This window comes from Ruegeria sp. P8, from assembly GCF_056534665.1.
Map to the genome: position 1 here is coordinate 562550 of NZ_JBQERC010000001.1, position 18670 is coordinate 581219.

18 protein-coding genes are annotated in these 18670 nt (G+C 57.1%); 14 read left to right on the forward strand and 4 right to left on the reverse strand.

The genetic code is table 11. The features are described from left to right. Nucleotide 1 precedes the first annotated feature (1 nt). Both dnaG and rpoD read left to right on the forward strand, forming a co-directional pair. On the forward strand, nucleotides 2–1951 hold the full coding sequence (gene dnaG / locus ACR0BZ_RS02785) for a DNA primase (RefSeq protein ID WP_480919388.1): 1950 nt from the start codon (nucleotides 2–4) through the stop codon (nucleotides 1949–1951). Nucleotides 1952–2065: 114 nt separating this feature from the next. Then, the gene (rpoD, locus tag ACR0BZ_RS02790) at nucleotides 2066–4048 is read left to right on the forward strand and encodes an RNA polymerase sigma factor RpoD (protein WP_209504318.1); all 1983 of its coding nucleotides are present in this window, start codon (nucleotides 2066–2068) and stop codon (nucleotides 4046–4048) included. Between the two features lie 178 nt (nucleotides 4049–4226). Here rpoD and ACR0BZ_RS02795 read toward each other — a convergent pair whose 3' ends face one another. After that, complete coding sequence (locus ACR0BZ_RS02795; protein WP_480919389.1) at nucleotides 4227–5246, reverse strand: helix-turn-helix domain-containing protein; 1020 nt, start codon at nucleotides 5244–5246, stop codon at nucleotides 4227–4229. Between the two features lie 345 nt (nucleotides 5247–5591). On the opposite strand from ACR0BZ_RS02795, the gene ACR0BZ_RS02800 reads away from it, so the two are divergent. The 6 genes from ACR0BZ_RS02800 (at nucleotide 5592) to ribD (ending at nucleotide 9183) form a co-directional block, all read left to right on the forward strand. Next, a complete protein-coding gene (locus ACR0BZ_RS02800) occupies nucleotides 5592–6029 on the forward strand; it encodes a thiol-disulfide oxidoreductase DCC family protein (protein ID WP_480919390.1) in 438 nt (145 codons plus the stop codon). Nucleotides 6030–6031: 2 nt separating this feature from the next. After that, a complete protein-coding gene (locus tag ACR0BZ_RS02805; protein WP_480919391.1) occupies nucleotides 6032–6577 on the forward strand; it encodes a DUF4166 domain-containing protein in 546 nt (181 codons plus the stop codon). Between the two features lie 78 nt (nucleotides 6578–6655). Next, on the forward strand, nucleotides 6656–7060 hold the full coding sequence (locus tag ACR0BZ_RS02810) for a hypothetical protein (protein WP_480919392.1): 405 nt from the start codon (nucleotides 6656–6658) through the stop codon (nucleotides 7058–7060). A 21-nt stretch (nucleotides 7061–7081) separates the two neighbouring features. Then, nucleotides 7082–7495 carry a secondary thiamine-phosphate synthase enzyme YjbQ gene (locus ACR0BZ_RS02815; protein WP_480919393.1) on the forward strand — a complete coding sequence of 138 codons (414 nt, stop codon included), beginning with the start codon at nucleotides 7082–7084 and terminating at the stop codon, nucleotides 7493–7495. 120 nt (nucleotides 7496–7615) lie between these two features. Continuing rightward, a complete protein-coding gene (nrdR, locus tag ACR0BZ_RS02820) occupies nucleotides 7616–8086 on the forward strand; it encodes a transcriptional regulator NrdR (RefSeq protein WP_267367325.1) in 471 nt (156 codons plus the stop codon). Beyond that, nucleotides 8083–9183 carry a bifunctional diaminohydroxyphosphoribosylaminopyrimidine deaminase/5-amino-6-(5-phosphoribosylamino)uracil reductase RibD gene (gene ribD / locus ACR0BZ_RS02825; RefSeq protein WP_480919394.1) on the forward strand — a complete coding sequence of 367 codons (1101 nt, stop codon included), beginning with the start codon at nucleotides 8083–8085 and terminating at the stop codon, nucleotides 9181–9183. The genes nrdR and ribD overlap by 4 nt, the downstream gene beginning before the upstream one ends. Before the next feature lie 2 nt (nucleotides 9184–9185). Here the strand turns inward: ribD and ACR0BZ_RS02830 are convergent, their stop codons facing one another. From ACR0BZ_RS02830 to ACR0BZ_RS02840, 3 genes are all read right to left on the reverse strand, one after another. Beyond that, complete coding sequence (locus tag ACR0BZ_RS02830) at nucleotides 9186–11186, reverse strand: capsular polysaccharide biosynthesis protein (RefSeq protein WP_480919395.1); 2001 nt, start codon at nucleotides 11184–11186, stop codon at nucleotides 9186–9188. Nucleotides 11187–11189: 3 nt separating this feature from the next. Beyond that, the gene (locus tag ACR0BZ_RS02835) at nucleotides 11190–12323 is read right to left on the reverse strand and encodes a polysaccharide biosynthesis/export family protein (RefSeq protein ID WP_480919396.1); all 1134 of its coding nucleotides are present in this window, start codon (nucleotides 12321–12323) and stop codon (nucleotides 11190–11192) included. An 80-nt stretch (nucleotides 12324–12403) separates the two neighbouring features. Then, entirely contained in the window at nucleotides 12404–13702 is a 1299-nt protein-coding gene (locus ACR0BZ_RS02840; protein ID WP_480919397.1) for a capsule biosynthesis protein, read from the reverse strand. Nucleotides 13703–13843: 141 nt separating this feature from the next. On the opposite strand from ACR0BZ_RS02840, the gene ACR0BZ_RS02845 reads away from it, so the two are divergent. From ACR0BZ_RS02845 to ACR0BZ_RS02870, 6 genes are all read left to right on the forward strand, one after another. Next, the gene (locus ACR0BZ_RS02845; protein WP_480919398.1) at nucleotides 13844–14431 is read left to right on the forward strand and encodes a riboflavin synthase; all 588 of its coding nucleotides are present in this window, start codon (nucleotides 13844–13846) and stop codon (nucleotides 14429–14431) included. Between the two features lie 104 nt (nucleotides 14432–14535). Continuing rightward, nucleotides 14536–15657, forward strand: a complete 1122-nt coding sequence (ribB, locus tag ACR0BZ_RS02850) for a 3,4-dihydroxy-2-butanone-4-phosphate synthase (RefSeq protein ID WP_209504308.1) — start codon at nucleotides 14536–14538, stop codon at nucleotides 15655–15657. Between the two features lie 2 nt (nucleotides 15658–15659). Next, nucleotides 15660–16211, forward strand: coding sequence for a 6,7-dimethyl-8-ribityllumazine synthase (locus tag ACR0BZ_RS02855; protein WP_209595828.1), 552 nt, complete (start codon nucleotides 15660–15662; stop codon nucleotides 16209–16211). Beyond that, nucleotides 16208–16690 carry a transcription antitermination factor NusB gene (gene nusB, locus ACR0BZ_RS02860; RefSeq protein ID WP_209504306.1) on the forward strand — a complete coding sequence of 161 codons (483 nt, stop codon included), beginning with the start codon at nucleotides 16208–16210 and terminating at the stop codon, nucleotides 16688–16690. The genes ACR0BZ_RS02855 and nusB overlap by 4 nt, the downstream gene beginning before the upstream one ends. A 59-nt stretch (nucleotides 16691–16749) precedes the next feature. Further along, the gene (locus ACR0BZ_RS02865; RefSeq protein ID WP_480919399.1) at nucleotides 16750–17055 is read left to right on the forward strand and encodes a hypothetical protein; all 306 of its coding nucleotides are present in this window, start codon (nucleotides 16750–16752) and stop codon (nucleotides 17053–17055) included. A 265-nt stretch (nucleotides 17056–17320) separates the two neighbouring features. Next, a complete protein-coding gene (locus ACR0BZ_RS02870) occupies nucleotides 17321–18487 on the forward strand; it encodes an adenylate/guanylate cyclase domain-containing protein (RefSeq protein WP_480919400.1) in 1167 nt (388 codons plus the stop codon). Nucleotides 18488–18670 lie beyond the last annotated feature (183 nt).

The following is an 18670-nucleotide window of genomic DNA, read 5'->3' on the forward strand; positions in this document are numbered from 1 at the left end:
TATGTCATTGCCCCCCGGATTTCTGGACGAATTGCGCACGCGGCTCAGCCTGTCTCAGGTTGTCGGGCGCAAAGTCATGTGGGACCAACGCAAGTCCAATCCGGGCAAAGGGGATATGTGGGCGCCTTGCCCGTTCCATCATGAAAAGACGGCCTCGTTCCACGTGGATGACCAAAAGGGGTTTTACTACTGCTTTGGCTGTCACGCCAAAGGCGACGCGATCAGTTTTGTGAAAGAGACCGAGAATGTCTCGTTCATCGAAGCAGTCGAGATTCTGGCCCGCGAAGCCGGGATGCCGATGCCTGCGCGCGATCCGAAGGCGCAGGAAAAACAGGACCACCGAACACAGCTGGCTGATGTGATGGAGCAGGCAGCGCAGTTCTTCCGCCTGCAACTCAAGACCGGGGCAGGAGCCGCCGCACGAGACTACCTCGCGCGCCGCGGGTTGAACGCGCAAGCGCTGGACCGGTGGGAGATTGGATTTGCCCCGGACGATTGGCAGGCGCTTTGGGACCATCTGCGCGGTAAGAACGTGGCCGAGGACCTGATCCTTGGGGCCGGGCTGGCCAAGCCCTCGAACAAGGGCAAAAAGCCTTATGATACCTTCCGCAACCGCATCATGTACCCGATCCGCGATCCACGCGGACGTTGTATCGCGTTTGGTGGGCGGGCGATGGACCCCAATGACAACGCGAAATATCTGAACTCGCCCGAGACCGAACTGTTCGACAAAGGACGCAGTCTTTACAATCAAGGCCCGGCACGACAGGCGGCAGGGAAGGGGCAGCCGCTGATCGTGGCCGAAGGCTATATGGATGTGATCGCGCTGGCCGAAGCAGGCTTTGGCGCGTCGGTTGCCCCATTGGGTACCGCCATCACTGAACATCAGCTGCAACTGCTCTGGCGGATATCGGACGAGCCGATCATTGCGCTGGACGGCGACACGGCAGGTCTGCGCGCTGCGATGCGGGCGGTTGATCTGGCTTTGCCGCTGCTCGAAGCTGGAAAGTCGCTGCGGTTTGCCCTGATGCCCGAGGGCAAAGACCCCGACGACCTGCTGCGCGCCGAAGGGGCAGGTGCCGTGAAGGCCGTACTGGATGGTGCCATTCCGATGGTCAAGCTGCTGTGGCAGCGCGAGACCGACGGCAAGGTGTTCGACAGCCCCGAACGCAAGGCGGCTTTGGACAAGTCCCTGCGCGAGAAAATCAAGCTGATCCGCGACCCATCGATACGGGCGCATTATGGGCAAGAAATCAAGGACCTGCGCTGGCAGTTGTTCCGTCCGCAACGGCAACCGCAATCCCGGCAATGGCAACCGCGCGGCAAATGGGTGCCGCCAAGACAACCCGCCACGCCCGGCGCGCGGTCCTCGTTTCTGGCCTCGTCCGAGAATGCCGAGATTCAACTGCGCGAAGCGGCCATTCTGGCTATTGCCGCGCTTAACCCCCAAGTCGTCGTGCAGTTCGAACACCAACTGGAAGAGATGGAATGCCGCGATGTTGATCACGCCGCATTGCGAACCGCAATCCTGCGCCATGCAATTGATGATCCGGACAATCTGAAGGACCACATTGCCGAAACTTTAGGGCCTGAGGCCCTTGAAAACCTGCTGGCCCTTCGCCATGTCGCCGTAATCCCCTGTGTGTTCAAACCGGGCGACGTTGAAAAGGCCGAGATGACTCTGGCCGAAGAACTCGCGAAAATCAAAGCGCTCCGGGGGCGTGAGGAAGAAGTAGTTGAGGGTCAAGAAGAGATCACAGCTACTCCGGATGAAACACTTACATATCGACTTGGTCAGGCGGCAGAAGAACTTAATCGCGCAACACGAAGTCAAAACGAAGACAAGGCTGTATACGATGTTGCACACAACGGTGCTCTTTTGAAGAAAGCTGAACGAGATGGCTTTGCTGATTCTCTTGCCAAGATCGATTTCACTCGGAAACGCCGGTAAAATGGTGTTTTCGTAAGGCACTGGAAAAGAAAAACGGGTAAACGGGTGGCCGAATCACTTCTACGCGCTAATGATTCGGTTCAAACGAATCACCCATCCCTGCAGGAGCATTGAATGGCCGCCAAAGACACGACCGAAGATCGCAAATCCGACGAGCAGGACCAGGAAATCTCGCTGGACATGAGCCAGGCCAACGTCAAGAAGATGATCGCCGAGGCCCGCGAGAAAGGTTACATCACCTACGATCAGCTCAATCAGGTTTTGCCGCCCGATCAGGTCAGCTCGGAACAGATCGAAGACGTTATGTCTATGCTCTCCGAGATGGGCATCAACATCATCGAAGATGAAGAGGCCGAAGAAGAAGAGAACAAGGGCTCGACCGAACTGACGACCACCGAAAGCAACCGCGAGGTTGCGTTGGCCGGGGCTGCCACCGAAAAGCTGGACCGCACCGACGACCCTGTTCGCATGTATCTGCGCGAGATGGGTTCGGTTGAACTGCTGAGCCGTGAGGGCGAGATTGCCATCGCCAAGCGGATCGAGGCAGGGCGCAATACCATGATTGCCGGCCTGTGCGAAAGCCCACTGACCTTTCAGGCAATCACCATCTGGCACGACGAATTGCTGTCCGAGGATATTCTGCTGCGGGATGTCATCGATCTGGAAACCACGTTCGGCAACCAGTTGGACGAAGACGGCGACGCGCCAGTTGTTGACGCGTCGGCGGTGCAGGCTGCGAAACCAGCGAAAGAGGCCGGGCCGGAACTGGATGCCGATGGCAACCCGATCACCAGCGACGACGACGATGACGAAGACGATCAGGCCAACATGTCGCTGGCCGCGATGGAAGCGGCGTTGAAGGATCAGGTTCTGACCACGCTGGAGCGGATCTCAACCGATTTCGCGATGCTGTCCGAAATGCAGGACAGCCGCATTTCGGCCACCTTGAACGAGGATGGCACGTTCAGCGAAAAAGACGAAGAGACCTATCAGAAGTTGCGGGCCGAGATTGTGCAACTGGTGAATGGTCTTCACCTGCACAACAACCGGATCGAAGCGCTGATCGACCAACTTTACGGTATCAACCGTCGCGTCATGTCGCTGGACAGTTCGATGGTGAAGCTGGCCGATCAGGCACGGATAAACCGTCGCGAGTTCATCGACGAATACCGCGGGCGTGAACTGGACCCCAACTGGCTGGCCGAAATGGCGGAAAAGCCAGGCCGGGGCTGGCAGATGTTCATCGAACGCTCGACCGCGAAGGTCGAAGAGCTGCGCAACGACATGGCTCAGGTCGGCCAATATGTGGGTCTGGACATCAGCGAATTCCGCCGCATCGTTCAGCAGGTCCAGAAGGGCGAAAAAGAGGCGCGGCAGGCCAAGAAGGAAATGGTCGAAGCCAACCTGCGTCTGGTGATTTCGATCGCCAAGAAGTACACGAACCGCGGCCTGCAATTCCTTGATCTTATTCAGGAAGGTAATATCGGCCTGATGAAGGCGGTAGACAAGTTCGAATACCGCCGCGGCTATAAGTTCTCGACCTATGCAACGTGGTGGATTCGTCAGGCTATCACGCGTTCAATCGCGGATCAGGCGCGCACGATCCGTATTCCGGTTCATATGATCGAAACGATCAACAAGCTGGTCCGGACCGGTCGCCAGATGTTGCACGAGATCGGCCGCGAACCGACACCTGAGGAACTGGCCGAAAAGCTGCAAATGCCGCTTGAGAAGGTTCGCAAGGTGATGAAAATCGCCAAAGAGCCGATTTCGCTGGAAACTCCGATTGGTGACGAAGAAGACAGCCAGCTGGGTGATTTCATCGAGGATAAGAATGCCGTGCTGCCTCTGGACAGCGCCATTCAGGAAAACCTCAAGGAAACCACCACACGGGTCCTGGCCTCGCTCACCCCGCGTGAAGAACGTGTGCTGCGGATGCGTTTCGGCATCGGTATGAACACCGACCACACGCTGGAAGAGGTGGGTCAGCAGTTCAGCGTGACCCGCGAACGTATCCGCCAGATCGAAGCGAAGGCGCTGCGGAAGCTGAAGCACCCCAGCCGATCCCGAAAACTTCGGTCCTTCCTGGATCAATAAGTATCAAGGCGCCTCACCCGAGGCGCCTTTTTTCATTCCGGGTGCTCTTCACGATGGCCTGTTCTCCCATCACATTGGCGGGAACGCACAAGGGCTGGACCTTCTGTCCTTCTATATCCGTTCTGTCCACTCATGGGACGGGCCGGGGCGAGGTTTTTCAAGCTGATGACCCCCGGTCTCACGTCCGTATCGGGTGTTCCATTCGTGTCTTGAACGCGCTGGGTGGCTGGCCTGTCCAACGTTTGAAAGCGGTCGAAAATGCGGCCTGATCGGCATAGCCAAGCGAATAGGCGACTTCGGACAAGGGCATTTCATTCTTGATAAAGGTCTGCGCCAGGTCGCACCGCAGATCGTCGACAACATCACGATAGCTGGTGCCTTCGTCCCTGAGGCGCCGACTGAAGGTTCTAAGGCTCATCCCCAGATCAGCCGCGAGGCTTTCGGCCTGCGGGATTGCGCCGGGCAGGGAACGGGTGACAAGCCCTTCGACCTTGGCACGGGTCAGATGTTTGGGCGCGCCTCTCTCAGAAAGCAGGCGATCTGCATATTCCAGCAAATGCTCTCTGAGTTGGGGGTCATACGTCGGCACAGGCAGGTCCAGTGCGGCAAGTGGCAGGATAATCTCGAGGTTCTCGGCCCCAAAAGTCACCGGAAATCCGGCAAGTTTCTCAAATCTTCGGGCGTGGTCGCCGACCCTGTGCTGAAACCGAATTTCTATCGGATAGAGATTGACTTGCGTCAGGTTCCGCATTCTGGCCAGGGCAGCAAATATCAGGAACTCGGTGCGTCTGTGATACCGCGCAAATCCGGGGTCTTTCCACTCGGCTTCCAAGGTCGCAAAGTTACCCGCGACGCTCAGGTTAAGCGCGATGGCAGGGTCGATGATGCCGTGAAAGCGCGAAAGGTTCTCCATCACCTGTTTCAGATCGCGGGAATACTTGCTGATATAGGCGATCACGGTCGAGGCTGACGTAACCTCAAGACCCGTGCGAGCCGCAAACGTGACGTCGTGGGTGGCGTCACATGCATAACGGATAAACAAAGCCTCGCTTTGTACGCTGTAGGTTGAGACCGGCGGCGCGATATCCTGAGGGCGCAGCCCTGCCATCTTCAGGACATTACAGGACATATCGCCATTTCCGGAATAGCGGTCCAGTGCCTGAACAAACAGATGAAGTCGGCCGATATCGACATCCATCGCGAAGCAGTACCTCAAATTTTCAAATACATAAGCGGACTATTACAGAATTCTCTTTCATGATCGACGGTGCTGACAAGTCGATTTCACACAGAAACAAGCCATCGGTGGCAAATTCTCGAAATTTATTGACCGGTATGGACAAGCGTCGCCATGTGCAACGAACCAATTCAGCAATGTTGCCGGGTCCAGACCTTTATGGGGATGAGGTCAGAGCCTCGGGGAAATCACCAGCCTCTGGTCAAGGCTCCCCGGCACGCCCCCATACCTTTCGTACATGTCGCATTGCTTCGCTCAGGGGGTTTTGTCAGGCTGGCTTTAAGTCAAAAATACCGGTGAAAAACCTTGCAAGATGTTTTTGAGAATACAGGGGTTTATGACCAAAACCTGATTGTGTTTGACGGCGAATGCGTGCTGTGTTCGGGGTTTTTCCAGTTTATGCTGAAACGTGACCGGCGCCATGTTTTCCAATTTGCCACGGCGCAGTCCCCGCTTGGGCAAAAACTGTATCGAGATCTCGGCCTTCCCACACAGGATTTTCAAACCAATCTGGTGGTCGTGGATGGCGCTGTTTTTCAGCATCTGGATGCATTTTCTGAGGCGATGCGACAGTTGCGCGCTCCGTGGTCGCTTTTATCAATATGCCGGTTTCTGCCTCGGCCCATCAAGGATCCGGCCTATCGCTTGATCGCACGAAACAGATACGCGTTCTTTGGTCGTTCCAAGACATGTCTGGTTCCCGGTCCCTATATCAGGGCTCGTTTTGCCGAATACGGGTACTAGCGATGGGCGATCCCTTTCTTAAGGCGATAGGATCGATCGAAAGGTTGCCAAAGGCGGTTCGAGTTTTGCACATGAGCGAGGGCTGCTTTGTGGGACGCTGCGACATCGAACGTGGCAAAGGGATATGGGTTGCCCTTGTAACACGTCTGGCAGGGTTTCCGCAAAACGGCAAAGACATCCCCGTTTCCCTGCAGATTTATTCAAATGGCGAAATCTGGTCATGGGACCGGAATTTCGCGGGCCACAAAACCCGATCGACTCTGAAATATGATACGAAAAGAGAGTGTGTTCGGGAATCTTTCGGCGCGGTCTCGATCTGGTTAAGGCCCGTTTGGCAGGAAAACGGGATGCATATCAAAATTCTCCGCCTGACCGTGTTTGGCATCCCGATGCCATCTTTTACCTTGCCGCGTTCAAGAACGTACGAATGGCAGGACAAAGCGGGGCGCTTTCGGTTTGATGTGTCTGCGGACGCGCCGGGACTGGGGTTGTTGATCAGATACCAGGGATGGCTCACGCAGGTTCACGCAACGGACGAGACGGATTAAACAGAACGTGAGCGACCCTGTGCCGACGAAGCTTATGGCCTAACCTTTTTGAGACACACAATCAGGGAAGAAATGACAATGAAACATACACGGACATTTGCCGCGATTGCCGCCCTGGCGTTCAGCATTCCAATGACGGCTGACGCGGCACCGCACGGGTACCGGACCGAGCCGATAAACGCCACCGATTTCGAAGTTATTCCGCGCGGCGACCAGCGTACCGAAGGATACTGGTGCGCGGCAGCGGATTATGCACGGCGTACATTGGGCGCGGGCTGGCGCGATCGGATCTACGTGTTGCGCGGGTATGGGCCAAGCGTCACCACCGGTCGTAAAACGGCGGTTCAGTTCTCGACCAAGCCGCCCCAGAATGTGGATGCACAGCCAAGCAGCTTTGTTACAATTGGTTTTCAACCTGGCACCAGCATGTCTGTACAAGGCGCGAATGCCAGGTGTAACTATCGACCGTTCTATAACGACTGACAGAACGGTGAGACACCGCGAATGCAGACTGAATTTGTAATCCGGACCCAAGGATCAGGTCTTTACGAGTTCACGTCCGAGGTGACGCAGTGGCTGGGGCAGGTGGCGACGGATGGCTTACTGACGCTTTTCGTTCGCCACACTTCCTGTTCATTGCTTATTCAGGAAAACGCAGACCCCGAAGTTCAAACTGATCTTCGGGCGTTCTTCGAAAGGCTGGTGCCGCCATCCGATCACCCGTCAATGTCGTATCTAAGGCATACTTACGAAGGCCCCGATGACATGCCAGCGCATATAAAGGCTGCGCTGTTGCCGGTATCCTTGTCGATACCTGTGGTGCAGGGTCGCCCGTGCCTTGGAACATGGCAGGGGATATATCTGTTTGAACACCGCACGGCACCACACCAGAGACGGATTGCAGCGCACCTTGTCTGACCCTTTATCTAGCGGTTGAAATTTCCGACTACCCAAACTCTAGTTGCTGCCCTATAGTTGTGGATAAGTAAGTCGCAGCGCTTACAAAAAGAGGCGGAACAAGGGACGAGGAGACGGCGGATGCGCTGCCCGTTTTGCGGAAATATCGATACTCAGGTAAAAGATTCACGTCCGGCAGAGGACCACGTGGCAATCCGCCGACGCCGGTTCTGCCCGGCCTGTGGCGGGCGGTTCACGACCTATGAGCGTGTGCAGCTGCGTGATTTGGTTGTCATAAAGACCAATGGTAAGCGCGAGGATTTCGACCGCGACAAACTGGAACGTTCGATCCGCATCTCGATGCAGAAACGGCCAGTTGATCCCGAGCGGATCGATCAGATGATTTCGGGTATCGTGCGTCGGCTGGAAAGCATGGGCGACACGGATATCCCGTCCCACAAGATCGGTGAGATCGTTATGGAAGCTCTGGCGCGGATCGATACCGTCGCGTATGTTCGCTTTGCGAGTGTGTACAAGAATTTCCAGGCGGCCGATGATTTTGAGGAGTTTGTCCACGAACTGCGCCCGCCGCAGCCACCGACGGACGAGTGAGCGAAAAAGATAAGCGTTTCATGGCGCTGGCCCTGTCACTGGGGCGGCGCGGTCAGGGGATGTGCTGGCCAAACCCTGCGGTGGGGTGTGTTATCGTGCGCAAAGGCCGGATTGTCGGGCGCGGTTGGACCCAGCCGGGCGGCCGCCCCCATGCCGAGACCGAGGCATTGGCGCAAGCCGGGCAGGCCGCACATGGCGCGACCGCCTATGTGACTTTGGAACCCTGCGCCCATCACGGCAAAACACCCCCCTGCGCCGAGGCTTTGATTGCTGCGGGTGTCGCCCGTGTCGTGGCAGCCGTGGAAGACAGCGATCCGCGTGTCGCGGGGCAGGGCTTTGCCAAGTTGCGCGAGGCCGGAATTAAGGTCGTAACCGGTGTCCTCGCAGAGCAGGCGGAACGTGATCTGGCGGGCTTCTTTCTGAAGACCGAACAGGGCCGACCTTTCGTGACCCTCAAGCTGGCCAGCAGTTTTGACGGGCGGATCGCAACCTCGACCGGGCACAGCCAATGGATTACCGGGCCACAGGCGCGCCGCGTTGTCCATGCCATGCGTGCGCGACACGACGCGGTGATGGTCGGAGCGGGTACAGCGCGGGCTGACGATCCCTCACTGACAGTTCGGGATCTTGGCATTGATCATCAGCCCGTGCGCGTTGTGGTTTCGCGCCATATGGATATATCCCTGATGGGGCATTTGGCCCGCACGGCATCAAAGACACCTGTGTGGCTCTGCCATGCGCATCACCCGGATGCCGAGCGCGCGAAAGCCTGGGAAGGGTTGGGCGCAAAGCTGATCCCCTGTGCGTTGAAAGATCATCAGGTTGACGCGGTCGATCTGCTCCAACAGTTGGGGCAAGCCGGTCTGACCAGCGTCTTCTGCGAAGGTGGGGCGGCGCTGGCAGCGTCGCTGCTGGCCGAGGATCTGGTGGATGAACTGGTCGGATTTAACGCTGGATTGACCATCGGAGCCGAAGGTCTGGCTGCCGTGGGAACATTGGCTTTAACGACACTGGACGCCGCGCCACGGTTCGAACTGGTTGAAGCGAAAGTGGTGGGTGGGGATATCCTGCACCGTTGGCGCAGGGCGTCGGACTAGGTTTAGCGCCACAAGTGCGCATGTGTCGCAAACACGCCCTGAAGTTTTGACAGAACTCGATTGAACGGACCGGTCGGAGCACAAGTGCCCTGCGCCAGACGTTCAACTGCAACCTCGACCGGGCAGGGTTGCCCCGTGACCGGGTCGAAATAACGAGGGTAATCAATCAGGGTGGCATGGACGAGGCCCATCAACGTTGGTCGTGCGCCACGCCGGGCGGGAACAACCCCCAGATCCGTGGTCAGCCCCCAACCCGCATAAAAGGGCGCGCCCAGAGTTGTAACCTTCACGCCGCGCAGCAAAGCCTCGAACCCCAGAAGCGATGTCATGGTCCATACTTCCTGCACGTGCGGCAACAATGATGCGGGGTCTGTTTGGGTTAAAACAATGTCGGCAATTGCCTCGGAATCGATCCTGCCTTCGCGCAGACCCGCTTCGACATCGGGGTGGGGTTTGTAAATCAGGATCGCGTCGGGATTGGCATCGCGCACAGTTTTCAGCAGGTCCAGATTGTTGCGGACCGCGCTAGTACCCAACAGGATCGAGGCGTCGTCCTCGACCTGTCCGGGCACAAGAATACGATGGCCTTCGGGCAGGGGGCTGGTCGGATCGCCGGTATTGTATTTGCTCAGGCCGGCGGCCAAAAGGTTTTCGACAAGACGTTCCGCGCGCAGGTCCTGATCCGGCCTCAACGTTTCACGCAAAGTGATCAGCTCTTCCAACTGGCTGGGTTTTGTCGGGTCGTAATAAATTCCGATCTCGTCCGTCACCAGCGACAATGGCGGGACCAGTGCCGCCCCAAGCCCGCGTGAACGCAGGAACCCGTCTTCGACCCGAACCGCCCCTTCGGTGTTCCTTGCCTGGCTGGCCCAGACCATGTGGGGGCGGTCCAGTGTGCCGGGTTGAGATGCCGTAAAGCGCAGCTTTCCATGTTGCCCGAAAAACTGTTGCAGATGCCTGCGTTTCCACAAGCGCATCCCGGATGCCGTCCAGCCGTTCTTGTCCTGTCGCCAGGCGCGGGTCTTTGCCTCTAACGTGTCCAGTACCGTTTCCAGCTCGCACAGCTGATCGCGATAGGGGTCATACCAAGTCGGGTACAGCAGCATGGCGGCCGCGAACAATTGCGCCCGTGTCAGGCTGCGCTGGCGGCGCGGAACGGGTCTGTCATCCTGCGTCAGGCCCCATCCGGCATAGAAAGGTTGGCCGAACACACGCGGTTTGTGGCCCGCCAGAATTGCCTCAAACCCCAGTTGCGAGGACACGGTGTAAACAGCAACAGCCCCTTCAAGCAACGGCCATGGGCTGATCGGGTCGCTGAACTGCGATATCCGGTCTGACAGGTCCTGATCGGTGAAATGCCCCAGACGGTGACCCGCCAGTGTTTCAGGATGTGTCTTGATCAGGATACGCGCGCCGGGGTTTTCCTCCTGCGCCAAGACAAGCATTTCAAGAAACCGGGCGCGGTCCGCTCCGCTTGCAGTTACTGAAGCATCGCCGACCGTCTGATCGATCACCAGAACATAGCCCGGATCGGGTGAATCAAGATCGAGATCGAAGGCGGAATATTTGCTGAGGTTAAGCCCTCTGATCCGCGTGATCGCGGCGCGGGCCCGGTTCAGCAGGGCCGTGTCATCCAGAGGGTGCGTGGCCAGCATTGTTTCAAGTTCAGACGGCGTGGCGGCATCGAAATGCAGGCCGGAACGATCTAGCAATAGCCCCAAAGGGGGCTCGCCATTCCGGCCCGGGTGCAGAGATCTGAGAAAGGCGTCCTCGACCCGCAGAATCGGGGCAGCGTGTTTTTCAGCAATCTTAAGACCGCGATGTGCTGTCGGGCTGTTGCCCCAGACGCCTACGCAATCGCCTTCTTTCGGAAACCCCAGTCGAATGTCGTAACCCGAAAGCGACAGAATTCGTCTCAGACGTTTCTGGGTCAGAAAGCCGCCGTTATAAACAAACAGCCGATTTTGCCCGCTCCCGGCTGACGTGTCGGGATCGGGCCGCATGCATCAATTGCCGGTTAGCGTGGCAACGTTTGCAACGGGAGTCAGACCGCCTGCGATAAGTGAGATCGACTTGCTCCACTGCGCATAGGGCGCTTCGGTCACGTAGATCGTATCATCGTCCCGGATCACGAAATCGCGTGCAATGAACAGGCCGTTGGGGGCTGTCAGGTTCAGCAGGTAGATCATGCGCTGATCCCCTTTGAGGTCGGCCCGTCCGGTGATACTGCGGGCGACATCCTGACGTTCCTTGCGCAGAATGAAGATACCCGTTGGATCCGAGGACAGCGTCAGCAGACCGCCGACCTGCGCCAAGGCTTCCAGTGCCGACAGATCCTGACTTTCAAACGCCACGCGCGACTGGCCCCCGGTTGCGCCAAGGGCAATATACGATCTGCTGTCCTCTTCCACCAGAATGCGGTCGCCACCGCGCAGGGCGACGTCCAGCTTGGGGTTGCGGAACAGGTCCTCGTACCAGACGGTACCCTTCTGATCGCCCCGGATCAGGGTCACCAGCGCGATGTCAGACGCGACCGAGACTCCGCCCGCTTGGGACAACATACCCAGCAGCGACCGGGTTGGCCGTTCAATCGGATAAATGCCCGGTGCGGCGACCGTGCCCGTCAGCGAGACGGTGGACCCGTCACCAGCGACGCGCCGCACTTCGACCTGCGGGTCCGGCGTTTGTTCCTGAAGCTTGTCTGTGATCAGAACGCGCAGCTGTTCCGGCGTGTTTCCTGCCGCCCGAATCCGGCCTGCGTAGGGAACAAAGATAAATCCGTCGCTGTCGACCTGAACCTCGTTCAACGCGGTCGCAAGACCAGTTTCGCCGGACAGCAAGCCATCGTCGACGTTTTCCCAGATGGTCAACCCCAGCACGTCACCAGGGCGAACGGTATCTGCGGTCAATGTCTGGGCACTGCTGAAGGAGGAAGAAAAGCCATACTGAGGAATGGCGGACGTCGCGCGTGTGACGTTGTCGTCAACTTCAACGACATATGCGTTGCCCCCGTTTTGAACTGAACCGGCCAGAATTTCGGATTTGTTCGGTCCGGATTTTGGCAGCTGGCACGCGGCCAGCAGGCCAATTGCAGCCACAAGGGACACACCCCGCACCCATCGCCTAGGAGAGACTTTCACCGCCCGATATCCTCAGTCTTTTGTAGTTACGTGCAGACTAGCTGGTAAGTTGCTTAACTTCCAGTCAGACACCACCCGTTTCATTCGACGACTTTCAACTGTGTCGTTCGCGCCTCGTTCGTGTTCAGAACCGATTGGTAGGGGTCGTTGGTGTCCAAAAGCATATCCACGGCGCGGCGCAGCAGCTGACGGCGGCCATGCCTTGAATAGAACCCGCCGGGTACCTGACTGGTTTCCAGAAGAAATTGCCGATAACAGCGATAGGCTTCGGCATCCGGGTGGTGGGGATCGGCGAAAAACGCCGCGATTGGCTGCTGTGAGACGAAATCGGGCTTGTCATAAACCGAACGCCCGAAAATGCGCAATGGAATGCCTCGCCACAAGACCTGCTGTCCGGCGGTGGAATTCACGGTGACGGCCGAATTCGCCTCATCCAGCAATCTGGCCAGTTTGCCGCCCGGCACATAATGAACCCGGTCGCCGATGCCATGTTTTCCGGCTATCTCGCGGGCCCGGCGTCGTAACGGTTCGCGATGGTTTTCCAACGGGTGTTCCTTTACCACCAGCCTGTGATGGGCAGGCGCGCCCTGCGCAAATCCTTCGATTACCAGCTCAAGAAATTCACACATGCCCGAAAAGCTGGAATGAGCCTGCACTGAACTGTCATGCCCAAGCTGCAACAGTACCAGATGATAGGGGTATCCGCCCCATCTGACCCGCGCCGTCGCCAAACTTCGCTGAAGACGGTGAAAAGGCATCAAAAACAGCCGCTTGAGGTACAATCTGAATTCCTGCGAGACAGGCAATTCCCTGTGCGGTTGAAAGTTGCGGTAGCGACTGTTCAGGGCCATCACGAACCAATGATAAAGGGCGCCATAGAAGATATGGTGCCGCATGTCTCCCCAATGCGACGGGGGCGGCGGTGCCTTTCGGTCGGACAGGGCCATGGCCTGACGCATTTGCTGAATATCCAGCGACATCAGCCTTGAGTTTCCATTTGACCCGTTCCGCTCATAAGTCACCCACCAGGGGCGCAGATACCCTTCCTCGAATACATGTACGGTAACTCCGCACGACCGCGCGATTTCGACCGCACGCGCATGGATGGGTCTGGTGTCGCCATATAGAACAATATCCGTAACGGCTTTTTCAGCGATCAAAGAGGACAGTGTTGCGGGCCAGTTTTCCGGTTTGTCCTGAAACGGGATGTAACTCGCCTTGTCGAACCAGAACGCCTGATCACCTGCATTGAACCCAACCCGCCAGACCCGGGCCCCCGTGGCGCGTAACATACGCCCCAAGGCCGGGAAAAAAGGTCCGTGCGGGCCCTGAAGGAACAGGAAGACCCGATCATGAGACCTTGAAGGCGGGTGCGGCATCCGAACTGCTCGTATTGTTGTTGTTGCCAAAACTATGCCCGTTTGGTGGGTGTACGGCAAGGCAGGGCTTGCCCGCGCGGCCCGTTGGCCTTACCTCGACGGTGATAGTCAGGCACAGGTTAGGAACTGAGGGTTAACGGAATGTTTACAGGGATCGTCACCGACATGGGCACCGTCGCCGAGCTGGAGCAGCAGGGAGACCTGCGTGCGCGGATCAGGACCACCTATGACACTGCGGGCATCGATATCGGGGCCTCGATTGCCAGTGACGGTGTGTGCCTGACCGTGATCGCGTTGGGCGACGATTGGTATGACGTCCAGATCAGCGCGGAAACCGTTTCGAAAACCAATCTCGACACCTGGGCTGTCGGCAAGCGTGTCAATCTGGAACGCGCCCTGAAGGTTGGTGACGAACTGGGCGGTCACATCGTTTCGGGCCATGTGGATGGCGTAGCCGAGGTGATCGCGATCAGGGAAGACGGCGACAGCACCCGCGTCACCCTGCGCGCGCCAAAGGATCTTGCACGGTTTATCGCGCCCAAAGGGTCGGTGGCACTGAACGGCACATCCTTGACGGTCAATGACGTGACAGACTGCGATTTTGGCATCAACTTCATTCCACACACCAAAGAGGTCACCACCTGGGGCCACGTGCAGGTCGGTGACAGGGTCAATCTTGAGATCGATACGCTGGCCCGTTATGTGGCGCGTCTGGCCGAAATGTCCTGATAGGATACGTCGCGTCGGAACAGACCTGCGCCGTTTGTGGACTGGTCTTTGTGCCCTCAGTGGTCTATTCCGCCGTTCAAACATGCCATGCGAAAGGCTGCCCAATGAGCTTTGAGACACCCGGCCCGGTCGAGGCCCGGCTGCGCGACGCGATCAGCCCGATCGAAGACATTATTGAAGAGGCGCGAGCCGGCCGGATGTATATTCTGGTCGATCACGAGGATCGCGAAAACGAGGGCGATCTGGTGATTGCTGCCGAGTTCGCGGATGCCGAGGCCATTAACTTTATGGCCACCCATGGCCGTGGCCTGATCTGTCTGCCTATGACGGCAGAACGGGTCGAAGCGCTTGGGCTGCCGATGATGGCGGTGAACAACTCGTCCCGGCACGAAACCGCATTCACCGTGTCCATCGAGGCGCGCGAAGGGGTCAGCACCGGGATCTCTGCCGCCGATCGTGCGCTGACCGTGGCGACTGCGATCAATGAGCAGAACACAATGGCCCATATCGCAACACCAGGCCACGTCTTCCCCTTGCGCGCCAAGCGGGGTGGGGTGCTGGTGCGTGCTGGTCATACCGAGGCTGCCGTTGATATCTCGCGTCTGGCCGGTCTAAACCCCTCGGGCGTGATCTGCGAGATCATGAAACCCGACGGCACCATGGCGCGTCTGCCTGATCTGGTTGAGTTTGCGCAAGAGCACAACATGAAGATCGGCACGATCAGTGACCTGATTGCCTACCGGTCGCGCAACGACAATCTGGTGGTTGAAACCTCGCGTCAGATGGTGACGTCAGAATATGGCGGCGAGTGGGAGATGCGGCTGTTCACCGATCAGACCCATGGCATCGAACATGTGGTCATGATCAAGGGCGATATCACCACACCCGAACCGGTGTTGACCCGCACCCATGCTCTGCACGAGGCCCCCGATATTCTGGGTCTTGGTCCGAAATCCTCGCGCGAACTGCCGCGTGCCATGGAAAAGATTGCTGAAGAAGGACGGGGCGTGGTCTGCCTGTTCCGTCAACCGCGCAACTCGCTATATGCCACGGGCGACGAGGGGCCGCGCACAATCAAACAAACCGGTTTGGGGGCGCAGATCCTGTCCAAGATGGGAATTCAGGAACTGGTTCTACTGACCGACTCGCCGCAAACCGTATATCTGGGGCTTGACGCGTTTGGCCTGTCCATCGTTGGCACCCGTTCGATCCTGAAGGAAGACTGATCATGGCTGCTCAAGACGAACATGGCGTTCTGCCGACACCGACATTTGACAAGCCGGTCAAGCTGCTGATCGTGGCGGCGCCGTTTTATCGTGCGATTGCCGATAACCTGATTGCGGGCGCGAAGGCCGAAATCGAAGCCGCGGGCGGAACCTGCGAAGTGGTCGAGGTGCCCGGCGCGCTGGAAATCCCGACCGCCATCGCAATGGCCGATCGTCAGTGCAACTTTGACGGCTATGTCGCGCTCGGCTGCGTCATTCGTGGCGAGACAACGCATTATGAAACCGTTTGCAACGACTCTAGCCGGGCCATCCAGTTGATGGGCCTGCAGGGCCTGTGCATCGGTAACGGTATTCTGACCGTAGAAAATGATGCGCAGGCCGAAGTCCGCGCGAACCCCAAAAAGATGAATAAAGGGGGTGGGGCTGCTGCTGCGGCCTTGCATCTGATCGCGCTCAGCCGTAAGTGGGGCTCTTCCAAAAAGGGCGTTGGTTTCAAACCGCCGTCCGAGTCCATCCTCGTGGCGGGCGACAGCAACGGACCCTCGACAGCATGACCAAGACAGACGCGCCGAAACCGGCCAACCAGAAACGCCTGATGAAATCCGCCGCCCGGCTTTATGCCGTGCAGGCGCTGTTCCAGATGGAACAGTCCGGGCAAACGACCGAAGCTGTCGTGAATGAGTTTCTGGATCACCGTTTTGGCGCTGTCTATGAGGGTGAGGAGATGTTGGATGGCGACATCTCGGTTTTCCGGTCCCTGGTTGACAATGCGGTGAACTATCAGGCGGCCATCGACCAGATGACCGACCGTGCACTGGTGGCCAAATGGCCGATTGCGCGCATCGATCCAACCCTTCGTGCGGTGTTCCGTGCCGCAGGTGCCGAGCTGACCCAAAGCGACACGCCGCCAAAGGTTGTCATTACCGAATTCGTCGATGTGGCGCGTGCGTTTTTCCCGGAAGGCAAAGAGCCGAAATTCGTCAACGCAGTGCTGGATCACATGGCGCGTGAGGCACAGCCCGAGGCATTCTGACGCCTTTACGAGAACCAGATATGCGCTAACTTGAATGTCATAGCGCAAAGAGGTTCGCCATGCCCAAACTGATCCGCCTTTATATCACGCAAGTTGCCTGGGGCTTTGTCATTTCGGCTGTGTTTGTCGGCGTCCTGTTGGCGCTGAATGTCGCAAACCTGCGCCATCTGATAACCAGTTCGGAAATCGGTCTTATCGCTTTGGTGATGATCTGGTTCATGAACGGCATTGTCTTTGCCGGTGTCCAGTTCGCCTACAAGATCATGAGCATGGCAGAAAAGCCGCAAGGCCCGCGCCGGGGAACACCGGTTTTAGATGATTTGAAAACAGTTGCGATCAAGCAAGAGGCGAGTGTTTCACGCTAATTTTGATGCCAGGCTTTATCACACCAAGCCTCTTATGGGTTCTCTGGCATATCGTGAGATGGTTGCGCCGACATTGACTGTTGCAGCTTCAAAGCAGATGCAGCCGCTGTCACGTTTGTATGCGGTTGATTTCAGCCTATCGCGGATATTCAGAATGGCGTATCTGGGGCCTTGGTCTGAACATATTCCTTCAATATAGCGCTTTGAATAACCGGCTAATAGGAAGGGACTTTGATCATCTTGTCCAAGCGACTAGTTTGACAACATGGCCTCCGTACCACAATTAACCGACTGGATGATTACCGAAGGACGCCGCTCAGGCGACCCCGTGAAAGTAGTTTCTCATTTCTGCTCGTCATTAGTTGACGAAGGCGTTCCACTCTGGCGAGTCAATATTGGTCAGCGGTTCGCCAATCCGTTACTTATTGCATGGGGGATAGTCTGGACCCCTGACCGGACCGACAGCTACGACGTAACTCATGAAACGATGTCGACAGACGGGTATGTTGGCAGCTCATTTGAGTACATTCTGGAGCACAGAAAGCCACTTCATAAAAGTCTGCGACAACTTGATCCAAGGACCGAGCATTCATCGTATCTTGAATTCGCTGAGTCGGGTGGCACAGACTACTATGCCACCCTTATGTATTATGGTGATGGATCTCTGCACGGTTGTACATTTGTTACACAGGACCCAGACGGTTTTTCACCGCAACATCTGGAATTGATTGAGGAAGCTCTGCCTGCTCTATCGTCCGCCTTGGAACCCGTCACAATGCGCAAGTCAGCCAAGGGGCTGCTACGAACATATCTTGGTGATGGGCCCTCTGATGCGGTTTGGAATGGGCGGATCAAGCGGGGCGAACGAACGACAGTTGATGCAGTTGTCATGTTTTCTGATTTGCGAGGTTTCACGGCTCTTTCGGAAGCCGCTCCCGAGGTGGATGTTTTTGACGCGCTGAGCGGTTACTTTGATCTGGTTGTGCAATCCGTAGAAGAGAACGGCGGCGATGTTCTCAAGTTTATGGGTGACGGTATTCTCTCGATCTTCACCATCGCAACTCAGGTTGACCACGCCGACCGATGCCGAAAGGCTGCGCAAGCCGCACAAAGTGTATTGGCCGGTTTGATGACGCTCAACAGTCGCCGCGTTGAGGCTAATAAGTCGTCTTTGGATGTAGGAATCGGGATCAATGTTGGGCAAGTCAGCTATGGCAATATCGGCAGTCCGGGAAGACTTGATTTCACGGTTCTCGGGGGCGCAGTGAACGTTGCCAGTCGCATAGAAGGTCTAACCAAGTCTATCGGTCACAGAGTGCTGGTAACATCAGCGATTGCTGGGACCTCACCTGATCTGTTTTTGCCTTGTGGGGTTCACGAAGTTCGTGGCCTTGCTAATCCAATCGAATTGTTTTCTCTCATCGAAGGATAGCCTTGAACCAGTTTGCATGAATATTCTTGGGGCCAGGGAATGGGTGCTATGTTTCAACAGGAAGGCTGGTACACTAAGTCAGCATTGCTTTTGGAAGAATTGGGCTATCAGAGCGGATTAATTTGATCTGCATGACATCCAGGCGTGTAAAGACCGACGTTGGTGGTGCTCTGAGCCAATTCA